We start from the raw sequence: 19,810 nt of genomic DNA, 5'->3' as shown, positions 1-19,810 counted from the left end.
CATGCTGCGCCGGCTGATCGAATTCTCGCTGTCGCAGCGCCTGCTGGTGCTGCTGGCCGCACTGGCCCTGGCCGGCGGGGGCGTGTGGGCCTTCATGCGCCTGCCGATCGACGCCTATCCGAACATCGCGCCGACCCAGGTGAAGCTGATCCTGAAAGCGCCGGGCATGACCCCGGAGGAAGTGGAGGCGCGCGTGGTCACGCCGCTGGAGATGGAGCTGCTCGGCATCCCCGACGCGGTGATGCTGCGCTCCACCGCCAAGTACGCGATCGCCGACGTCACCCTCGACTTCCGCGACGGCACTGACATCTACTGGGCGCGCCAGCAGGTCGCCGAGCGTTTCGCTGCGGCCTCCGGCTCGCTGCCGCCGGACATCTCCGGCGGCCTCGCACCGATCGCCACGCCGCTGTCGGACATGTTCATGTTCACCATCGAGGGCGGTGGCCTGAGCCTGGCCGAGCGGCGCACGCTGCTGGACTGGACCATCCGCCCGGCGCTGCGCACGATCCCCGGCGTGGCCGACCTCAACGCGCTCGGCGGCCAGGTGCGCAGCTTCCTGGTCGAACCCGATCGCGCACGGCTGTCGGCCACCGGCCTGCACTTCAAGGACGTGATCGACGCGCTCCAGCGCAACAACCGCAACGACGGCGCCGGCCGCCTGCGCGACGGCGACGACGCATTGATCGTGCGCGCCGAGGGTGCGCTGCGCTCGCTCGACGATGTGCGTGAGGTGGTGGTGGCCAGCCGCGACGGGGTGCCGGTGCGCGTGGGCGACGTGGCCGAGGTGCGCTACGGCGCGCTCACCCGCTACGGCGCGGTGACCCGCGACGGCGAGGGCGAGGCGGTCGAAGGGCTGGTGGTCGGCCTGCGCGGCGCCGATGCGCAGCGCGTGGTCGGCCAGGTGCAGGCGAAGCTGGCCGAACTGCAGGCCAGCTTCCCTTCCGGCGTGATGATCGAGCCGTTCTACAACCGCAGCGCCTTGATCGAGCGCGCGGTCGGTACGGTGAAGGACGCGCTGATCGAGGCCACCGTGCTGGTGGTGATCCTGCTGCTGCTGTTCCTCGGCGACGTGCGCGCCGCGCTGGTGGTGTCGCTCACGCTGCCGATGGCCGCGCTGTGCAGCTTCATGCTGATGCAGTTGTTCGGCATGAGCGCCAACCTGATGAGCCTGGGCGGCCTGGCGATCGCCATCGGCATGCTGGTGGACGCGGCCGTGGTGGTGGTGGAGAACACCGTCAGCCAGCTCGCTCCGGCCAGCGGTGCGGCGCAGCTGCCGCGCTTGCACCGCATCTACCGCGCCGTGGTCGAGGTGGCCAAGCCGGTCACCGCCGGCATCGTGATCATCTGCCTGGTGTTCGTGCCGCTGCTGACCCTGCAGGGGCTGGAGGGCAAGCTGTTCGGGCCGGTGGCGCTGACCATCGTGTTTGCGCTGGCCTCCTCGCTGGCGCTGTCGATGACGGTGATCCCGGTGCTGTGCTCGCTGCTGCTGCGCGAACAGGCGCACGGCGAGCCGTGGCTGATGCGCCAGATCGAGCGCGGCTACCGGCCGCTGCTGGACTGGTCGCTGGGCCACGGCCGCGCGATGGGCCTCGGCGCCGGCGTGGTGCTGCTGCTCGGCGTGGGCGCGTACCTGGGCACCGGCAAGACCTTCATGCCGACCATGGACGAGGGCGACATGCTGGTGCAGCTGGTCAAGCAGCCGTCGATCAGCCTGGAGGCCTCGCGCGACCAGGATCTGGCGATCGAGCGCGCGATCAGGGCGAAGCTGCCCGAGGTGGAGCACGTCATCGCGCGGCTCGGCTCGGACGAGCTGGGCCTGGACCCGATGGGCCTGAACGAGACCGACATGTTCCTGCAGCTCAAGCCCAAGTCCGAGTGGCGCGAGCCCAGCAATGCCTGGCTGGAGGAGCAACTGCGTGCGGTGATGGCCGACTTCCCCGGCATCGAGTACGGCTTCACCCAGCCGATCCAGATGCGCGTGTCCGAGATGCTCACCGGCAGCCGCGGCGACGTGGCGGTGAAGGTGTTCGGCCCGGAGCTGTCCACGCTCAATCAGCTGGCCAACCGCATCGCCGCGATCATGCAGCAGACCCAGGGCAGCCAGGACGTGATCGCGCAGACCCAGGAAGGCGTGCGCTACCTGCGCGTGCGCGTCGACCGCATGCTCGCCGGCCGCTACGGCCTGGACGTGTCCGCCGTGCAGGACGAGCTGCGCGGCCAGCTGGAAGGGCAGGGCGCCGGCGTGGTGCTGGAACAGCAGCGGCGTACGCCCCTGCTGGTGCGCGGCGCGCCGTGGGTGGCGCAGACGCCGGCGCAGTTCGAGCGCCTGAGCCTGGCCCGCGGCGACGCCGGCGAGGTGCCGCTGGACCAGCTGGCGACGATCGAGCCCGGCACGGGCCCGGTGCAGGTGCGCCGCGAAAACGGCTCGCGCTTCGCGCTGGTGCAGGCCAACGTGGCCGGGCGCGACCTGGTCGGCTTCGTCGAGGAAGCGCGCCAGCGCGTGCAGCAGCAGGTACACCTTCCGGCCGGCTACTCGGTGACCTGGGGTGGCCAGTTCGAGAACCAGCAGCGCGCCGCCGCGCGGCTGGCAGTGGTGGTGCCGATCGCGCTGGGGCTGATCTTCCTGGTGCTGTTCTCCACCTTCGGCTCGGTACGCCAGGCGGTGCTGATCCTGTGCAACGTGCCGTTCGCGCTGGTCGGTGGCGTAATCACCCTGTGGGTTACCGGGCAGTACCTGTCGGTGCCCGCCTCGGTGGGTTTCATCGCGCTGCTCGGCATCGCCGTGCTCAACGGCCTGGTGCTGGTGACCCATTTCAACCAGCTGCGCGCCACCGGCATGGCGCTGGCCGAGGCGGTGCACGAGGGCGCGTTGCGCCGGCTGCGCCCGGTGATGATGACCGCCTCGATCACCGCGCTGGGCCTGGTGCCGCTGCTGTTCGCCAGCGGCCCCGGTTCGGAGGTGCAGCGCCCGCTGGCGATCGTGGTGATCGGCGGCCTGGTCACCTGCACCGCGCTCACCCTGCTGCTGCTGCCGGTGCTGTTCCGCCGCTACGGCGAGTCGAAGGCCTGACCGGGCCGCTAGGAGATTCCCATGACGCTCATCCTCAAGCGGCTGACCCTGCTCGCCGCGCGTGAACTGGAAGAGACCCTGGTCGAAGCCCTGCTCGACCTGCAGCCGGCCTTGCCCGGCTTCACCACCGCGCTCGTCGCCGGCCACGGCGAGGGCTTCGCGCGCGCCTCGGTGCAGGAAAGCGTGCGCGGTCGCATCGACCGCCTGCAACTGTGGATCGTGCTGCCGGAGGGCGACGTCAAGCGCGTGCTCGATCTGCTGGCCGCGCGCTTCGCGCACAGCCGGCTGCGCTGGTGGGTCGAGCCGGTCGAAGCGATGGGAGAGCTGGCATGAAGCGCATACTGCTTGCCCTCGCGCTGGCCGGCGCGCTCACTACTCCGGCGGCGTTCGCGCAGTCGGCCGCCGCGGACAGCTCGCTCGCGGATACCTCGTTGCCGCCGCAGGAGCTGGTACTGAAGGTGATCCAGGGCACTCCCGAGGTGCAGGCGGCGCAGGCGCGGCTGGGCCGTGCCGAGGCGGAAGCGCGCATGCGTCAGGTCGGCCCGCACGAGCCGCAGCTGTCGCTGATCCCGCAGACCCGCCGCATCGACGGCGACCGCCGCTACCGCGAGTGGGAAGTCGATCTCTCCCGCGGCGTGCGCTGGCCGGGCAAGGCGCGGCTGGATCGCGAGATCGGTGCGGCCGGTCGCGAGGCGGCCAGCCTCGCGTTCGAGGATGCGCACCACGCGGCGGCGCGCCGCCTGCTCGCGCTGTGGTCGGACTGGCAGCGCGCGGCCGCCGCCACGGCGCTCCACGAAGCCCAACTGGCGGCGTGGCAGCGCGAGCGCAGCGCCGTCGCGCGCCGCGTGCAGCTGGGCGACGCGGCGGCGCGCGACCGGATCACGCTCGACGCCGCGGTGGCGCAGGCCGAGGCGGCGGTGGCGCAGGCGCAGGCCGACGCGGATACCGCGAAGCTGGCGCTGTCCTCTGCCTTTCCCGATCTGCCGCTGCCGGCAACGGTGCATCTGCCGGCCGCGCCGACCGCGCTGGATGGCAGCGATACCGCGTGGGTCGAACTGATCCAGCAGCGCAGCCACGAGATCGGCACCGCCGCGGCGATCGCCCGCAAGAAGGACGCCGAGGCGCGCCGCGCGCGCGCCGATCGCCTGCCCGATCCGCAGATCGGCCTGCGCATGATCAGCGACCGCGGCGGTCGCGAGCAGGCGTTCGGGGTCACCGTGACGATGCCGCTGGGCGTGTCCTACCGCGCCGCGGAAGCGGCCGCCGCCGGCGCCGATGCGATGGGCGCCGAGGCCGATCTGGCGATGACCCGCCGCGACGTCGGCCGCGACGCGCGTCAGGTGGTGACGCTGGCCCGCGCGCGCTACACCATCTGGCAGCGCCAGCAGCAGGCCGCTGCGGCCACCGCGAGCAGCGCCGACAAGGCCGAACGCGGCTACGCGCTCGGCGAGCTGGGGCTGGATGAAATGCTGATCGCGCGCCGCGCCGCGCAGGAGGCGGCGCTGGCGGCCAGCCGCGCCGAGATCGACGCGATCGAGGCGGTCACCCGGGTCAAGGTCGACGCGCACGCGGTGTGGCACCGCCACGATCCGGGCGATCACGACGAGGATGCGCCGGCCGCCGGCGCAGCGGCGAACGCCTCGCTCAACCCGCCGCTGCCGGCGTTGCCGTCCGGCGGCTGAGCGGCGCAGAAACTTTCGTCGCCGCAGGCATTGACAGCCGCCTGCTGCAGCACAACAATCCGCGCGCCGTCCGGCGCGCTGCGCTGTCACGGAACCCAAGTCCTACCAACCCAAGGCATATGGACGTCTACCCTAGTCGCAGCGCCGACTCCCGCGAGCATCGGGTGCCGGCATTGCATAACAAGTCGAACGCCTGCGGCGACCGCCTGCGGTCGGCCGACGCTTTCCGCTAGGAAACGTCCGGCCCACTCCCGACGGTGCGCCAGGCACCGTAACCCGAGGAGATGGGCCCATGAAGCTCCTTCGCGATTCCCTCCGCTGGCGTGTGCTGCGTCCCCAGCTGTTCGGCGTGCGTGCGCGTTCCGAGCGCCGCTACACCGTGACCGTACCGGCCCCGCGCAACCTCACGGCGCGTGTCGCCGAGCGCGCCGTGATCACCCCGTCAGCGATGCCGGGCCTGCGCTGATGCGCTGCTGCTTCATCCGCAAGGGCTGGCCTCCGCCAGGCTCTCGAACGCCGCGGTCGCTCTGGCGATCGCGGCCGAGCCCTCTCGTGCCGGCGGCCAGCTGATCCTTCCTCATGGGCTTCCGGCGTAGCGCAGACTCGCAACCACGGAAGCCTCTTTATGACCCGGCAGCCCCCCCTCCACGCGGCACGCAAGACCGCGGGCAAGACCTCCCCCCTGCCGACCACCGTCGCCGCTGCCGCCGAGGCGTGGCGCCCGGTGGACGCGCTGTTCGCCAGCTTTGCCACCGGCCATGACGGCCTCGACGAAGAGGCGATCCAGGCGCGCCTGCAGGCCGACGGCCCCAACGAGGTGTCGCACGAAAAGCCGCCGCACTGGTCGCGCCAGCTGCTGCACGCCTTCCTCAACCCGTTCATCATCGTGCTGCTGTCGCTGGCCGTGGTGCAGCTGGCCACCGACGCCAGCGACCTCACCGGTCCGGTGATCGTGATGGTGATGGTGGCGATCAGCGTGCTGCTGAGCTTCACCCAGGAATACCGCTCCTCGCAGGCGGCGGAAAAGCTCAAGGCGATGGTGCGCAACACCGCCAGCGTCACCCGCCGCGCCTCGGACGGCCACAGCGAGCGCATCGAGGTGCCGGTGGTCGAGCTGGTGCCCGGCGACATCGTGCATCTGGCCGCCGGCGACATGGTGCCGGCGGACCTGCGCCTGCTCAGCGCCAAGGACCTGTTCATCAGCCAGGCGATCCTCACTGGCGAATCGCTGCCGGTGGAGAAGGCCGCGCCCAGCGGCCGCGACCTGCTCGATGCCGGCAGCGCCAACCCGCTGGATCTCTCCAGCGTCTGCTACATGGGCACCAACGTGATCAGCGGCACCGCCAGCGCGCTGGTGGTGGCCACCGGCAGCCGCACCTACCTCGGCTCGATCTCGCGCAGCCTCACCGGCCAGCGCGTGCAGACCAGCTTCGACCGCGGCGTGAAGTCGGTCAGCTGGCTGCTGATCCGCTTCATGGCGGTGATGGTGCCGATCGTGTTCGCGCTGAACTGGTGGGACAAGGGCAACTTCTTCGAGGCGCTGCTGTTCGCGCTGTCGGTGGCAGTGGGCCTGACCCCGGAGATGCTGCCACTGATCGTCACCGCCAACCTGGGCAAGGGCGCGATGGCGATGTCCAAGCGCAAGGTGGTGGTCAAGCGCCTCAACGCGATCCAGAACTTCGGCGCGATGGATGTGCTGTGCACCGACAAGACCGGCACGCTGACGCTGGACCGGATCGTGCTGGAGCGCCACCTCGACCTGGCTGGCGAGGAGTCCGACGAGGCACTGGAGTTCGGCTACCTCAACAGCCGCTTCCAGACGGGCCTGAAGAACCTGATGGACAAGGCGGTGCTGGAGCATCGCGATCTGGAGCCCGCCGCCGGCATGTACCGGCTGGTGGACGAGATTCCGTTCGACTTCCAGCGCCGGCGCATGTCGGTGGTGCTGGGCGACGCCGGCGGCGAGCACCTGCTGGTGTGCAAGGGCGCGGTGGAGGAGATGCTGGCGATCTGCGATCACGCGCGCATCGGCGGCGAGCTGGTGCCGATGACGGCCGAGCGCCGCACCGCGATCAAGGAGATGACGCGCGAGCTCAACCACGACGGCCTGCGCGTGCTGGTGGTGGCGATCCGCCAGCAGCCGGCGACCGGCCGTCCCTACGGCGTGGCCGACGAGGCCGGGCTGACCGCGGTCGGCTGCCTGGCCTTCCTCGACCCGCCGAAGGATTCGGCTGCCACCGCGATCCGCGCGCTCAACCAGCACGGCGTGGCAGTGAAGGTGATCACCGGCGACAACGAGGCGGTGACGCGCAAGATCTGCCGCGAAGTGGGGCTGGACGTGGAGCACTCGGCGCAGGGGCGCGATATCGAACCGCTGGACGACGCGGCGCTGGACGCGCTGGTCGCGCGCACCACCGTGTTCGCCAAGATGTCGCCGCTGCAGAAGGCGCGGGTGGTGAAGTCGCTGCAGCGCCAGGGCCACACGGTGGGCTTCCTTGGCGACGGCATCAACGACGCGCCGGCGCTGCGCGAGGCGGACGTGGGCATCTCGGTGGACACCGCCACCGACATCGCCAAGGAGTCGGCCGACATCATCCTGCTGGAAAAGAACCTGATGGTGCTGGAGGAGGGCGTGATCGAGGGGCGGATCACCTTCGGCAACATCATGAAGTACATCAAGATGACCGCCAGCTCGAACTTCGGCAACGTGTTCAGCGTGCTGGTGGCCAGCGCGTTCCTGCCGTTCCTGCCGATGCTGCCGCTGCAGATCCTGGTGCAGAACCTCTTGTACGACATCTCGCAGCTGTCGATCCCGTTCGACCGGCTCGACGAGGAATACCTGCGTCGCCCACGCAAGTGGGACGCCAGCGACATCGGCCGCTTCATGGCCTGGATCGGGCCGATCAGCTCGATCTTCGACATCACCACGTTCTGGCTGATGTGGCACGTGTTCGGCGCGAACTCGCCGGCGCACCAGTCGCTGTTCCAGTCCGGCTGGTTCATCGAGGGCCTGCTGTCGCAGACGCTGATCGTGCACATGATCCGCACCCGGCGCATCCCGTTCCTGCAGAGCATGGCTTCGGCGCCGGTGCTGGCGCTCACCGCCGCGATCATCACGCTGGGGCTGGTGATCCCGTTCACCGCGATCGGCGCCAAGCTCGGCATGGTGCCGCTGCCGCCGGCCTACTTCGGCTGGCTGGTGCTCACCCTGGTCAGCTACAGCGTGCTGACCCAGCTGGTGAAGCGGCTGTACATCCGGCGCTTCGGGCGCTGGCTGTGACGATGGTCGGGAAAACCGATCATGCGCCGCCTCGCCGGTACGCTCGTACTGGCATCCGCCCTGCTGCCGTCGCTGGCTGCACGGGCCGGTGCCAGCCTGCTGGTCGACGACGCCGGGACCACGCCGGATGGCCACTGCCAGCTGGAATCCTGGCTGCGCCTGGCACCGACCGGCGCTGCTGACGCCAGCGCCGTCCCGGCCTGTGCGCTGGGCGGCGTCGAATACAGCCTTGGCGGATCGGTGGTGTCCACGGCGACGCCTGCCGAGCTGAGCTTCGGTCTGAAACACACGCTGCGCGACGTGGCCGAGGCAACGCCCGGTTTCGCAGTCTCCGTGGGCTCGGCCTGGAGCGGCCATGCCGGCGCGCCGGGCGCGGCGGTCGCCAACCTGATCGCCAGCCTGCCGGTGCCGGGCCTTGGGCTGGTCCACCTCAATGCCGGCTGGAGCGTGGCGCGGCGGCACGCACCCGCGCCAACGTTTGGCACGGGCCTGGAACACCCGCTGGGTTCGCATTGGCTGCTGCTCGCCGAAGGCTATGTCCAGCGCGGCGCCGGCCCGGCGTGGCAAGCCGGCCTGCGGCGGACGCTTGGCCGCAGTGTCACAGCCGATCTGCTGATGGGAACGGACCCGCACGGCCGCTGGCTGACGCTCGGCCTCAACTATTCGCCCGGCGAAGGCTGAGCGCCTTCGGGCGGCTGCCTGTTCGCCTGTAGGAGCGCACCCTGTGCGCGAATGCTCTTCGTCGCGTGACGGAAAGCGTCGCGCACAGGGTGCGCTCCTACATGGAGGCGATATTGGCGCCCCGCGCCAAGCGCCGCGCGATCACTGCGCAGACCATCAGCTGCAACTGGTGGAAGATCATCAGCGGCAGCACGATGCCGCCGAGTCCACCGGGCAGGGCAACGAACAGCAGCTTGGCCATCGGCACGCCGGTGGCGAGGCTTTTCTTGGAGCCGCAGAAGAAGATGGTGATGCGGTCTTCGCGCGCGAACTTCAGCGCGCCGGAACCGAACCAGGCCACGAGCATCACCAGCGCCAGCAGCAGGGCGTCGGCGCCGAGCGTGGCCAGCAGCGCCAGCGGCGGCGTGGTTTTCCACAGGCCCTCCACCACCGCCGCGCTGAAGGCGGTGTAGACCACCAGCAGGATCGTGCCCTGGTCGGTGTAGCGCAGCAGCGGTCGATGGCGGTCCACCCAGCCGCCGATCCACGGGCGCAACAGATGCCCCGCCGCGAACGGCAACAGCAGCAGGGTGAGGATCTGTTCCACCGCGTGCCACGAGAAGCCGTGGCCGCTGCCGTGCGTGGCCACCGTCAGCCCCACCAGCAGCGGCGTCAGCACGGTGCCGACCAGGCTGGAAGTGGAGGCGCTGACCACCGCTGCCGGCACGTTGCCGCCGGCCATCGAGGTGAAGGCGATCGACGACTGCACCGTGGAAGGCAAGGTGCACACGTAGAGCACGCCCAGCAGCAGCGCGGGCGTCAGCATGGCGCCAAGCAGCGGCCGCAGTACCCAGCCCAGCAGCGGAAACAGCACGAAGGTGCAGGCGAACACGCTGGCATGCAGGCGCCAGTGGGTCATGCCGTGCAGCACCGCTGCGCGCGAGAGCTTGGCGCCGTGCAGGAAGAACAGCAGTGCGATCGCGGCATCGGTGATGCGATCGAAGGCGACGGCCCACGCGTCGCGGCACGGCAGCAGCGACGCCAGTGCGACGGTGACCAGCAGGGCCTGGGTGAACGGATCGATGGGCAGGCGGCGCATGCGCTCGTGATGCGTTTGGCAAAACCGCAAGTCTATCCGGCCGGCGCCGTGCCGCGCAGGCCGCGCACTGGCGCCAAAGCGCAAGCCCTTGCGGGCGTCCTAGGAACTTTGGTCATACCGGCGCCATGTCGGACTGCCATATAACGCCGCGCGGGGGAACTTCTTACATTGACGTAGGGGAAAGGGAGTCATGCAGAGAAAATCATGGATAGCTGGCAGCCTCGTGCTGGCCGGCGCGGTGTTCTGTACCCCGGCGCTGGCGACGATGCCGCTGCCGGACCACCAGGAATTCGGCGTTGCGTTGCAGGTGCCGTTCACGGCCTCGGCCACGCGCCCGATCACCCTGCACTTCGAGTACCCGGGCGCGGCCCCCGGAACGCCGATTGCCTGGGAAGTGGACGTGCTCGATGCCAGTGGCCAGGTGCGCCGGCACTGGCAGGGCAGCACCACCCTGGCGAAGGCTCGCGACACCCTGGTGCACATGAACTGGGATGGCCGTGATGCCCAGCGCCAGGCGCTTGCGCCCGGCTACTACACGGTGCGCCTGCGCGCGCTGGCGATGGACGACACGGTGGTCGCGCGGATCGGCTCCGGCCTGGTCGGCCAGGCGCTGGACCTGGCCCACGTGAAGGCGCCGGAGCTGATCGAGCAGCAGCGCTACGACGTGATGGTCGGCAGCGTGGCCAAGCCGGCGATGCCGGCTTTCCATGCGTTGCCGATGCACCGGCCCGCCACCCAGGGCATCGTCACCCAGGCGGCGAGCATGCAGTCGGTGAGCACCACCGGCGGCCTGCCGTACACGATCTACTACGGCAACCTGCACAGCCAGACCAACCACAGCGACGGCGGCGGCGTGGTGTCCACCTGCAAGGACGCGCAGCCGCCGCAGAGCGCCCCGTACGGTCCGGCCGATGCCTACCAGTACGCGATGAACGAAGGCCTGGACTTCCTGATGACGTCCGAGCACAACCACATGTACGACGGCTCGACCGGCACCAACAGCTCGGCCAGCCCGACCACCGCGCACAACCTGTTCCAGTCGGGCCTGCAGGCGGCCAGCACGTTCAACGCCGCGCACGCCAACTTCCTCGCCATCTACGGCCTGGAGTGGGGCGTGATCAGCAACGGCGGGCACATGAACATCTTCAACACGCCGAGCCTGCTGGAGTGGGAATACAACTCCTCCAACCAGCTGATCGGCGACATCTACACCGCCAAGAGCGACTACGCGTCGCTGTATACGCTGATGCACACGAACGGCTGGATCGGCCAGTTCAACCACCCGGCCAGCTCGGGCCAGTTCGTGGTCAACGGCACCAACTTCGGCTATACCGCCGACGGCGATGCCGTGATGGTGCTGGCCGAGGTGCTCAACAGCTCGGCGTTCTCCAACAACACCACCGAGACCGAGAGCAGCCGTACCAGCTACGAGACGGCCTTCGACACCATCCTGGAGCGCGGCTACCACGTCGCGCCGAGTTCGGACCAGGACAACCACTGCGCCAACTGGGGTGCCAGCTTTACCAACCGCACCGGCGTGCTGCTGCCCAACGGCGCCGCACTGAACCTGGCAGATTTCCTCGACGCGCTGCGCGCCCGCCGCGTGTTCGCCACCGAGGACAAGACCGCGCAGATCGTGCTCACCGCCAACGGCCACGTGATGGGCGAGCGCTTTAGCAACTCCGGTCCGCTGACGCTCACCGTGAACTACGCCAGCAGCTCCGGCCATACCGCACAGCGCGTGCAGGTGTTCGAGGGCGTGCCGGGCAGCAACGGTACCGTCAGCACGCTGTCGCAGACGGCGACCACCACCATCACACCGAGCACGGGCGACCATTTCTACTACGCCAAGATCACCCAGGACGACGGCTTGCGCCTGTGGTCGGCGCCGGTATGGGTGACCGAAGGGACCGGTGGCGACACCACGCCGCCGACGGTCAGCGCCTCGGAGAGCGGCAGCAGCGGCACGGTAACCCTGTCGGCCAGCGCCAGCGACAACGTCGGCGTGACCAAGGTGGAGTTCTACGTCGACGGCGCACTGAAGGCGACCGACACCAGCTCGCCCTACAGCGCCAGCCTCGACTCGACTACGCTGGCCGACGGCTCGCACAGCCTGGTGGCCAAGGCCTATGACGCCGCGGGCAATGTCGGCACCAGCAGCACGGTGAGCTTCAGCGTCTCCAACGGCGGCAGTGGGGGTGACACCACGCCGCCGACGGTGAGTGCCGCGGAGAGCGGCAGCAGCGGCACGGTGACGTTGTCGGCCAGCGCCAGCGACAACGTCGGCGTGACCAAGGTGGAGTTTTACGTCGACAGCACGCTGCAGGCCACCGACACCAGCGCACCGTACAGCGCCAGCCTCGACTCGACCACGCTGGCCAATGGCTCGCACAGCCTGGTGGCCAAGGCCTACGACGCCGCTGGCAACGTCGGTACCAGCAGCACGGTGAGCTTCAGCGTGTCCAACAGCACCGGCGGCGGCAGCACCGAGCTGATCGGCAACGGCGACTTCGAGGGCGGTGCCACGGTGTGGACCCAGACCAGCGGCGTGATCACCAGCAGCAGCAACGAGGCTGCCCACAGCGGCAGCTGGAAGGCCTGGCTGGACGGTTACGGCTCGAGCCATACCGACTATGTGCGGCAGAGCATCACCATCCCGTCCGGCGTGAGCTCGGCCACGCTGAGCTTCTACCTGCACATCGACACCGCCGAGTCGGGCAGCAGCGCCTACGACACGCTGAAGGTGCAGGCGATCACCGCCTCGGGCTCGTACGTCACCCTGGCGACCTACTCCAACGCCAACGCAGCCAGCGGTTACACGCTGCACACGATCAGCCTGGCCGCCTACAAGGGGCAGACCATCCAGGTGAACTTCTACGGCGTGGAAGACGGTTCGCTGCAGACCTCGTTCGTGGTCGACGACGTCAGCGTGAAGACGCAGTAAGCGGTTCGGGCGGGAGGCTGTGGACAGCCTCCCGCCTCACTCTCCGTTGCAGCGCTGGCGGCGGCGCCACCAGAGCCATGCCGCCAGCACCAGCACGACACCGAGCACGATCCACAGGCCGCCCTGGCCGCGATGGATCCAGGTGGTCAGCCAGGCGCGGTTGTCGGCGCCCAGGTAGCCCAGATATACCCACAGCGGCACGCTGATCAGTGCGGCCAGGCCGTCCAGCAGCAGGAAGCGCCAGAACGAAACGCGATGGGTGGCGCCGGCGGTGATGAACACCGCAGTGCGCATGCCGGGCAGGAAGCGCGCCACGAACATCAGGCGGTTGCCGTAGCGCTCGAACTTCTGCTGCACCTTGGCGTAGCGGGCCGGCGGCAGCAGCCAGGCGAACAGGCGCAGGCGCAGGATGCGTCCGCCGAAATGGTGGCCGAGCATGAACATGGTGGCGTCGCCCACCAGCACGCCTACCATGGTCACGCCCACCATCACGTGCACGTTGGCGTAGCCGAGGCCGGCGATGATGCCGCCGGCGACCAGGGTAATGTCCTCCGGCAACGGTACCCCCGCGCCGCACAGCAGCAGCGCGATGAACACCGACAGGTAACCGTGTTCGGCGAAGATGCCGACCAGCCGCTCAAGCAGATTCATCAGCGCTCCATCGCCCGCCCGGCACCGGCATCCCCGGACTCATTCCGGTGCAGCCACGGGAACATGCTTGGCCGCGAGCAGGGCGCGCAGCTCGGTCTTTTCGGCGTCGCTCAGGCCGCCGTCCCGGCTCTTCGCCACCAGCGCATCGCGACGCTGCGCCACCGCCTGTTGCTCCATCCGCGCCAGCGCGTCCAGGAACTCGATCCGCTGCGCCTCCGGCTCGCCCACCGTGGCGGCGGCCAGCAGCTTCTGCAGGGCGGCGTATTCCGGGCGGCCGGCGAAGTGCTCGACCAGACTCACCGGGTTGGCGCCGGGCCGGCTGCGCGCCAGGTCGACCAGCTCGGCCAGCAGCTCCACGCCCGGCTTGTCCAGTCGCAGGAAGCCATACGGCTTGGTCACCTCGTCCCCCAGGCCGGGCTGGCCCAGCAGCAGGGCGATCGCGCTGCGTACCAGCGAGCGCTGTACCGCCACCGGTCGCTGCACCGCGCGCTGCGGCGCGGGCGTTTCGAACTGCGCTCGGGCGCCGCTGCGCTTCTCCAGCTCCTGCGCCATCAGGTCGCGGAAGGCGCCGTCGGGCAGACGGGCGATCAGCGGGCGGGCGCGCTCGGCCAGCCGGGCGCGCCCGTCGAGGCTGGACAGGTTGACGTCGTGCGACAGCTCGCCGAAGAAGTAGTCCGACAGCGGCGTGGCCTCGCGGATGCGCTTCTCGAAGCCGTCCCTGCCTTCCTTGCGCACCAGCGAATCCGGGTCCTCGCCGTCGGGCAGGAACAGGAAGTAGGCCTGGCGGCCGTCGCGCAGGCGCGGCAGCGCGGCGTCCAGCGCCTTCCACGCGGCGGCGCGGCCGGCGCGGTCGCCGTCGAAGCAGAACACCACGTCGGGCGCGGCGCGGAACAGCACCTCGGTGTGTTCGGGCGTGGTCGCCGTGCCCAGCGTGGCCACCGCGATCGGCAGGCCGGCCTGGTGCAGGGCGATCACGTCCATGTAGCCCTCGACCACCACGATGCGCTCGAGCTTCGTGTTGGCCTGCTTCACCTGCCACAGCGCGAACAGCTCGCGGCCCTTGTGGAACAGCGGCGTCTCGGGCGAGTTGAGGTATTTCGGGCCTTGTTCGCTCTGCAGCACGCGGCCGCCGAAGGCGATCACCCGGCCGCGGCGGTCGAGGATCGGGAACATCAGCCGCTCGCGGAAGCGGTCGTACTTGTTGCCGCGCTCGTTGCTGGCGACCATGCCGGCTTCGTTGAGCAGCTGCAACCGCTTCTCGTTGGTACCCAGCGCCTTGATCACGCCGTCGAAGCCGGCCGGCGCCCAGCCGAGGCGGAAGCGTGCGATGGTGTCGGCGTCGAGCCCGCGTTTCCTGCAGTAGGCCTGTGCGTCGGGGCTCTTCGGCAGCTGCTGCTGGTACCAGTTCGCTGCGGCGTCGAGCAGGGCGTAGAGATCGGTCTTGTCCTCGCGCGGGCGCTCGTCGCGGCCGCCCTCGCGCGGCACGGTGAGGCCGACCGACTGGGCCAGCTCCTCCACCGCGTCGGGGAACTCCAGCCGCTCGTACTCCATCAGGAACTTCACCGCGCTGCCGTGCACGCCGCAGCCGAAGCAGTGATAGAACTGCTTGGCCGGGCTGACGTAGAACGACGGCGAGCGCTCGTCGTGGAACGGGCAGCAGGCGGTCCATTCGCGCCCGGCCTTCTTCAACGGCACGCGCCGCTCGATCACGTCGACGATGTCGACGCGGGCAAGCAGTTCATCGATGAAGCTGTCGGGGATACGGCCGCGCATAGTCGTGCAAGTTTAGACGATAGGGCGTCCTGCCAGCGCCCGATGCCCGGTAAGCTGGGACATCAACGCACGGAGGCGCACATGTCACGACCGGACCGATGGAATGGCGGGATCGCCGCGGCGGCTTTCGCACTGGCCTGCCTTGCGTCCGGCATGGCGCAGGCGCAAAAAGGGCCGGCGATGCAGGCCTACGACCGGCTCAGTGCCGCACGCGAACAGGCCGAGGCCGTGCGTGACCAGGACAAGGACTCGCCGGCTTCCCGCAAACAGGCCGAGACCATCCTGCGCGATGCGCTGGAGAGCATGCAGCGGCCGGACATCCGCGACCTGGCCGAGGGCAACAAATTCCTCCGCTACCGGGCCTACAACCTCCGCGCCGATCTGTTCGAGCTGTACCTGGCCGAGGGCGACAAGGCCCAGGCGCTCGACGTCATGGCGCAGATGCTGGCCGAGGACAGCGCCCCGTTGGACCTCGTCTATCGCAGCAAGCGGGCGCAGGCGCTGCTGCAGGGCGAGCCGCGCTACCGGGCGATGCTGGAGCGGGCCGATGCGATGGGCCGCCTGTGGCAAGCCCGGGCGATCGCCACGCCCTACACCGACTACCTGAGCGAGGCCGAGCGTATCGCCGGATTGTCCCTGTTCTGGTCGGAGGTCAAGTACAACTTCGCGCACTTCAACAACGTTCCCGGGCTCGACTGGGACCGTGCCTATCTCGACTTCCTGCCTCAGGTGATCGCGTCCCGGGACACCCGCGAGTACTACGAGGTACTGATGCGGTTCGCCCCGCTGCTGCATGACGGGCACACCAACGTCTACCCGCCGAAGGAACTGCAGCCGCGCTTCTACGCGCGCCCTCCGCTGCGCACGGCCCTGATCGGCGGCAAGGTCCTGGTGACGTTCGTCGGAAGCGGGCTGCTGGCGAAGCAGGGGATCCGCGTCGGCGACGAGATCACGGCGATCGATGGGATCGAGGTGAAGCGTTATGCACGCGAGCGGGTCGCGCCGTACGAGAGCAGCTCGACGCCGCAGGACATGGCGGTGCGCATGTACACCTACGGGCTGCTGGCCGGGGACAAGGACGCGCCGCTGAAGCTCGACCTGGACGATGGGCGCGGTCACCACCGGACGCTGGTCGTCGCACGCGACAACTACCCGGACCGCCGCTCGCCACCTTCATTCGTGTTCCGGCAGTTGCCTGGCGGTGTGGCCTATCTCTCGCTCGACCAGTTCGAGACCAAGGCCTCCAGCGAGGCGTTCACGCAGCACCTGTCGCAGATCATGCAGGCCAAGGCGCTGATCCTGGATGTGAGAAACAATGGTGGCGGTTCGGACCGCTACGGATTCGAGATCCTTTCCCATCTGACCGCCGCGCCGATTCCCGGCCCCCGCTCCACCGAGCTTTCGGTGGAGCCGGTGGAGCGCGCCAATGGCCATCTGAGCATGGAGTGGCGGCCGCTCGACGGCAGTGGCGCCTCCTATCCCCACCGGACCCGTCCGATCTTCAATGGCCCTGTGGCGGTGCTGACCAGCGCGCGCACTTTTTCCGCCGCCGAGGACTTCGTGATGGCGTTCGGCGCGCTCAAGCGCGGCATCCTGGTGGGCCAGCGCACCGGTGGCAGTACCGGCATGCCGATGTCATTCAACCTGCCCGGCGGCGGCTCGGCCCGCATCTGTGTGAAGTGGGACAGCTATCCGGACGGTCGCGAGTTCGTCGGTAAGGGCATTGCGCCGGACGTCCCGGTGGCGCCCTCGGTCGCGGATATCCGTGGCGGTCGCGATCCGGTGATCGAGCGCGCCGCGCAGCTGTTACGTGCCAGGGCGGGGCGTTTGAGGCCGTCCCCGGACGAACCGGGAGCCTCACGGATCGCGGGTGACCGGGCGCGCGGACCCTAGAGGATGTGGAACACCCCGATCACCGCCAGCAGGGCGATCAGGAACAGGATCAGGAAGATCGCGAACAGCACCTTGGCGATGGTGCCGGTGACGCCGGCGACGCCGCGGAAGCCCATCAGGCCGGTAATCAGCGAGATGACGGCGAAAATGATTGCCCACTTCAGCATGCAACTCTCCCTTCGGCCGGGGGCCGATCATAGTTCGACAAAGTCGTCTTTTTAGGGGAGCGGCCGTGAAGGCCGGCGCTGGGGCATGTGACGGACCGGCTCACGAGGGTGCGCCGGCCCGCGGGGCGGCGGGGATCAACCCGCCAGGCGCGCCTTGATGCGGGCCGAAGCCACGGCCATGTCGGCCCGACCGGCGGCCCGGGTCTTCACCACGCCGACCACCTTGCCCATGTCGCGGGCGGAGCTGGCGCCGGTTTCGGCGATGGCGGCGTCGATCAGGGCGTCCAGTTCGGCGTCGTCGAGCTTGGCCGGCAGGTAGGTCTCGATCACCGCCATCTCGGCGCGCTCGACCTCGGCCAGGTCCTCGCGGGCGGCGGCTTCGTACTGGCTGATCGAGTCCTTGCGCTGCTTGACCATCTTTTCCAGCACGGCCAGCACCTGGGCGTCGTCCAGCTCGATCCGCTCGTCCACCTCGCGCTGCTTGATCGCGGCCAGGACCAGCCTGACCACGCCGAGCTTGTGCTTGTGGCCGCCGCGCATGGCGGCCTTCATGTCCTCGGTGAGCTGTTGCTTGATCGACATGCGGGTGGCTCCGTTCAGAGGAAAGGGCACAAATGCACAAGGCCGGCGCTGCGCGGAGCAGCGTCGGCCAGTGCTTGGTGCTGTCGCAGCGGCGGCGGATCGACGCGCCAGCTGCCGAGGGACCGCGTCTGGCGCTTGAGGCGCCGCGGTCCGGACGTCCGCGCGGGGCGGACGCCGTGGCTCAGTACAGGCGGGTACGGCGCGTGGTGTCGCGCGACAGGCGGCGCAGGTGACGCTTCACCGCGGCAGCGCGCTTGCGCTTGCGCTCCTGGGTCGGCTTTTCATAGAACTCGCGCTTGCGGGTCTCGGCAAGCACACCGGCCTTTTCGCAGGTACGCTTGAAACGGCGCAGAGCAAGCTCGAACGGCTCGTTCTCGCGAACTTTAACGTTGGGCATGGAATCTCCGGGTGGTAATCTGCCCGTCTGATCGGGCGAGCCGCGAAGTATAACGTGGGTACCACAGAATTTTCAAAGGTGGCCGCGGGGCGGGCCGTCACCGGCCCGGTGCTCGGCATCGAGACCTCCTGCGACGAGACCGGCGTGGCCCTGCTGCGCTGGCAGCCGGAGGCTCCCGGCGAGGGCCTGCTGGCCCACACCCTGTACAGCCAGATCAAGCTGCATGCCGATTACGGCGGCGTGGTGCCCGAGCTGGCCAGCCGCGACCACGTGCGCAAGCTGCTGCCACTGGTGCGCGAGACCCTGGCCGAGGCCGGGCTGACCCCGGCCGATCTCGGCGGCGTGGCCTACACCGCCGGTCCCGGCCTCGCCGGCGCCCTGCTGGTGGGCGCCTCGGCGGCGCGGGCGATGGCCTGGGCGCTGGGCGTGCCGGCGATCGGCGTACACCACATGGAAGGCCACCTGCTGGCGCCGCTGCTGGAGGCCGATCCGCCCGAGCCGCCGTTCGTGGCGCTGCTGGTTTCCGGCGGCCATTCGATGCTGGTGGAGGTGGCCGGCATCGGCCAGTACCGCATTCTCGGTGACACGCTGGACGACGCCGCCGGCGAGGCCTTCGACAAGACCGCCAAGCTGATGGGCCTGCCGTATCCCGGCGGCCCGGCGCTGGCGGCGCTGGCCGGGCAGGGCCGACCGGGCGCGTTCCGCTTCTCCCGCCCGATGACCGATCGCCCCGGCCTGGATTTCAGCTTCTCCGGCCTGAAGACCCAGGTGCTGCTGGCCTGGCAGGCCAGCGATCAGAGCGAGCAGACCCGCGCCGACATCGCGCTGGCCTTCGAGGAGGCGATCGTCGACACGCTGGTGATCAAGTGCCGCCGTGCGCTGGAGGCCAGCGGCGCGCATCGACTGGTGATCGCCGGCGGCGTGGGCGCCAACCACCGCCTGCGCGCCGAACTGGCCGCGGCCGGCGACAAGGACGGCTTCCGCACCTACTTCCCACGGCTGGCGTTCTGCACCGACAACGGCGCGATGATCGCGCTGGCCGGAGCGATCCGGCTGGCCCACGGCCAGCACCAGGATGCCACCGTGCAGGTGTTTCCGCGCTGGGATCTGGAAAGCCTGCCGCCAGCATCGTAGGAGCCCGCTCGCGGGCGATGCTCTTCGCTCTGATCCGACACCAAAGCCAAGAGCATCGCCCGCGAGCGGGCTCCTTATGTCTCGATTCTGGTCCGGCAACGGACGAGAATCCCCGACTGATCATCGGAGGGGACGAGGTGACGCCGACGGGCTCCCGAGGCTTTGCGCCTGCCGAGTAGATTCGCGCCCTCGTTCCGTTTCATCCGCCAGCGCCTGAACGGTATCGGAGGCCCGCCGGTCGGCGAGAGCCTGAACGCGTAAGGATCGGCCGTGCGGATCGTCGATGGTCAGCGTCTGAAACGACTGCCAGGAGACGTGACATGACCGAACCGATGGTAGGCATCGACGTGGCCAAGGCCAGCTTCGATGTGGCCGTTCCGCTGGACCGGCCGGGGAAATACCGCACCAAGGGCAAGCTGCCCAATACGCCAGCCGGATTCGCCGAACTGCTGGCATGGCTGCGCCAGCACGCACCACA

The 19,810-nt window shown here is 69.5% G+C and carries 16 protein-coding genes; 10 read left to right on the top strand and 6 right to left on the bottom strand.

All coding sequences use genetic code 11. From position 1 onward, the window contains the following. Position 1 precedes the first annotated feature (1 nt). The 6 genes from NC595_RS00080 to NC595_RS00055 all read left to right on the top strand — a co-directional run bounded on the left by NC595_RS00080 (position 2) and on the right by NC595_RS00055 (position 8,713). The gene (locus NC595_RS00080) at positions 2-3,070 is read left to right on the top strand and encodes an efflux RND transporter permease subunit (RefSeq protein WP_253564104.1); all 3,069 of its coding nucleotides are present in this window, start codon (positions 2-4) and stop codon (positions 3,068-3,070) included. Positions 3,071-3,091: 21 nt separating this feature from the next. Further along, positions 3,092-3,403: a DUF3240 family protein gene (locus tag NC595_RS00075; protein ID WP_253564103.1), complete on the top strand. Its 312-nt coding sequence runs from the start codon at positions 3,092-3,094 to the stop codon at positions 3,401-3,403. Then, positions 3,400-4,752 carry a TolC family protein gene (locus tag NC595_RS00070; protein WP_253564102.1) on the top strand — a complete coding sequence of 451 codons (1,353 nt, stop codon included), beginning with the start codon at positions 3,400-3,402 and terminating at the stop codon, positions 4,750-4,752. The genes NC595_RS00075 and NC595_RS00070 overlap by 4 nt, the downstream gene beginning before the upstream one ends. Positions 4,753-5,044: 292 nt before the next feature. Beyond that, positions 5,045-5,218, top strand: coding sequence for a hypothetical protein (locus NC595_RS00065; RefSeq protein ID WP_253564101.1), 174 nt, complete (start codon positions 5,045-5,047; stop codon positions 5,216-5,218). A 159-nt stretch (positions 5,219-5,377) separates the two neighbouring features. Then, entirely contained in the window at positions 5,378-8,032 is a 2,655-nt protein-coding gene (mgtA, locus tag NC595_RS00060) for a magnesium-translocating P-type ATPase (RefSeq protein ID WP_253564100.1), read from the top strand. A gap of 21 nt (positions 8,033-8,053) precedes the next feature. Further along, positions 8,054-8,713: a hypothetical protein gene (locus tag NC595_RS00055; RefSeq protein WP_253564099.1), complete on the top strand. Its 660-nt coding sequence runs from the start codon at positions 8,054-8,056 to the stop codon at positions 8,711-8,713. 97 nt (positions 8,714-8,810) lie between these two features. On the opposite strand, the gene NC595_RS00050 is transcribed toward NC595_RS00055, so the two are convergent. Next, complete coding sequence (locus tag NC595_RS00050) at positions 8,811-9,791, bottom strand: bile acid:sodium symporter family protein (RefSeq protein ID WP_253564098.1); 981 nt, start codon at positions 9,789-9,791, stop codon at positions 8,811-8,813. Positions 9,792-9,981: 190 nt separating this feature from the next. Between NC595_RS00050 and NC595_RS00045 the strand changes: the two genes are divergently transcribed. Then, on the top strand, positions 9,982-12,735 hold the full coding sequence (locus NC595_RS00045) for an Ig-like domain-containing protein (RefSeq protein WP_253564097.1): 2,754 nt from the start codon (positions 9,982-9,984) through the stop codon (positions 12,733-12,735). A 36-nt stretch (positions 12,736-12,771) separates the two neighbouring features. Here the strand turns inward: NC595_RS00045 and NC595_RS00040 are convergent, their stop codons facing one another. After that, complete coding sequence (locus NC595_RS00040) at positions 12,772-13,386, bottom strand: DedA family protein (protein ID WP_253564096.1); 615 nt, start codon at positions 13,384-13,386, stop codon at positions 12,772-12,774. Positions 13,387-13,425: 39 nt separating this feature from the next. Further along, entirely contained in the window at positions 13,426-15,159 is a 1,734-nt protein-coding gene (gene dnaG, locus NC595_RS00035) for a DNA primase (protein ID WP_253564095.1), read from the bottom strand. Positions 15,160-15,240: 81 nt separating this feature from the next. On the opposite strand from dnaG, the gene NC595_RS00030 reads away from it, so the two are divergent. After that, complete coding sequence (locus NC595_RS00030) at positions 15,241-17,052, top strand: S41 family peptidase (RefSeq protein WP_253564094.1); 1,812 nt, start codon at positions 15,241-15,243, stop codon at positions 17,050-17,052. Here NC595_RS00030 and NC595_RS00025 read toward each other — a convergent pair. The 3 genes from NC595_RS00025 to rpsU form a co-directional block, all read right to left on the bottom strand. Further along, entirely contained in the window at positions 17,049-17,219 is a 171-nt protein-coding gene (locus NC595_RS00025; protein ID WP_253564093.1) for a DUF1328 domain-containing protein, read from the bottom strand. The two genes, NC595_RS00030 and NC595_RS00025, sit on opposite strands and share 4 nt — an antisense overlap. Positions 17,220-17,354: 135 nt before the next feature. Beyond that, positions 17,355-17,801, bottom strand: a complete 447-nt coding sequence (locus NC595_RS00020) for a GatB/YqeY domain-containing protein (protein WP_253564092.1) — start codon at positions 17,799-17,801, stop codon at positions 17,355-17,357. 181 nt (positions 17,802-17,982) lie between these two features. Then, on the bottom strand, positions 17,983-18,198 hold the full coding sequence (rpsU, locus tag NC595_RS00015) for a 30S ribosomal protein S21 (protein ID WP_017463750.1): 216 nt from the start codon (positions 18,196-18,198) through the stop codon (positions 17,983-17,985). Between the two features lie 54 nt (positions 18,199-18,252). Here rpsU and tsaD point away from each other — a divergent pair, with 54 nt between their 5' ends. Together tsaD and NC595_RS00005 are read left to right on the top strand one after the other, a co-directional pair. Next, positions 18,253-19,332, top strand: coding sequence for a tRNA (adenosine(37)-N6)-threonylcarbamoyltransferase complex transferase subunit TsaD (gene tsaD / locus NC595_RS00010; protein ID WP_425493030.1), 1,080 nt, complete (start codon positions 18,253-18,255; stop codon positions 19,330-19,332). Between the two features lie 332 nt (positions 19,333-19,664). Then, positions 19,665-19,810: IS110 family transposase (locus NC595_RS00005; protein ID WP_343214894.1), on the top strand; the 146-nt coding region annotated here is incomplete at its 3' end.

It is taken from the genome of Dyella lutea, from assembly GCF_024158035.1.
Lineage (GTDB): Bacteria > Pseudomonadota > Gammaproteobacteria > Xanthomonadales > Rhodanobacteraceae > Dyella_A > Dyella_A lutea.
The sequence above is the reverse complement of the archived record's forward strand: the minus strand, read 5'-3'. Positions and strand labels throughout refer to the sequence as shown.

Excerpts from the sequence above, each read along its gene's own strand:
- NC595_RS00070 (WP_253564102.1), top strand. The coding sequence starts at position 3,400 with ATGAAGCGCATACTGCTTGCCCTCGCGCTGGCCGGCGCGCTCACTACT.
- NC595_RS00055 (WP_253564099.1), top strand. The coding sequence starts at position 8,054 with ATGCGCCGCCTCGCCGGTACGCTCGTACTGGCATCCGCCCTGCTGCCG.
- NC595_RS00065 (WP_253564101.1), top strand. The coding sequence starts at position 5,045 with ATGAAGCTCCTTCGCGATTCCCTCCGCTGGCGTGTGCTGCGTCCCCAG.
- NC595_RS00025 (WP_253564093.1), bottom strand. The coding sequence starts at position 17,219 with ATGCTGAAGTGGGCAATCATTTTCGCCGTCATCTCGCTGATTACCGGC.
- NC595_RS00045 (WP_253564097.1), top strand. The coding sequence starts at position 9,982 with ATGCAGAGAAAATCATGGATAGCTGGCAGCCTCGTGCTGGCCGGCGCG.
- dnaG (WP_253564095.1), bottom strand. The coding sequence starts at position 15,159 with ATGCGCGGCCGTATCCCCGACAGCTTCATCGATGAACTGCTTGCCCGC.
- NC595_RS00075 (WP_253564103.1), top strand. The coding sequence starts at position 3,092 with ATGACGCTCATCCTCAAGCGGCTGACCCTGCTCGCCGCGCGTGAACTG.
- NC595_RS00040 (WP_253564096.1), bottom strand. The coding sequence starts at position 13,386 with ATGAATCTGCTTGAGCGGCTGGTCGGCATCTTCGCCGAACACGGTTAC.
- rpsU (WP_017463750.1), bottom strand. The coding sequence starts at position 18,198 with ATGCCCAACGTTAAAGTTCGCGAGAACGAGCCGTTCGAGCTTGCTCTG.
- NC595_RS00080 (WP_253564104.1), top strand. The coding sequence starts at position 2 with ATGCTGCGCCGGCTGATCGAATTCTCGCTGTCGCAGCGCCTGCTGGTG.
- NC595_RS00020 (WP_253564092.1), bottom strand. The coding sequence starts at position 17,801 with ATGTCGATCAAGCAACAGCTCACCGAGGACATGAAGGCCGCCATGCGC.
- NC595_RS00030 (WP_253564094.1), top strand. The coding sequence starts at position 15,241 with ATGTCACGACCGGACCGATGGAATGGCGGGATCGCCGCGGCGGCTTTC.
- NC595_RS00050 (WP_253564098.1), bottom strand. The coding sequence starts at position 9,791 with ATGCGCCGCCTGCCCATCGATCCGTTCACCCAGGCCCTGCTGGTCACC.
- mgtA (WP_253564100.1), top strand. The coding sequence starts at position 5,378 with ATGACCCGGCAGCCCCCCCTCCACGCGGCACGCAAGACCGCGGGCAAG.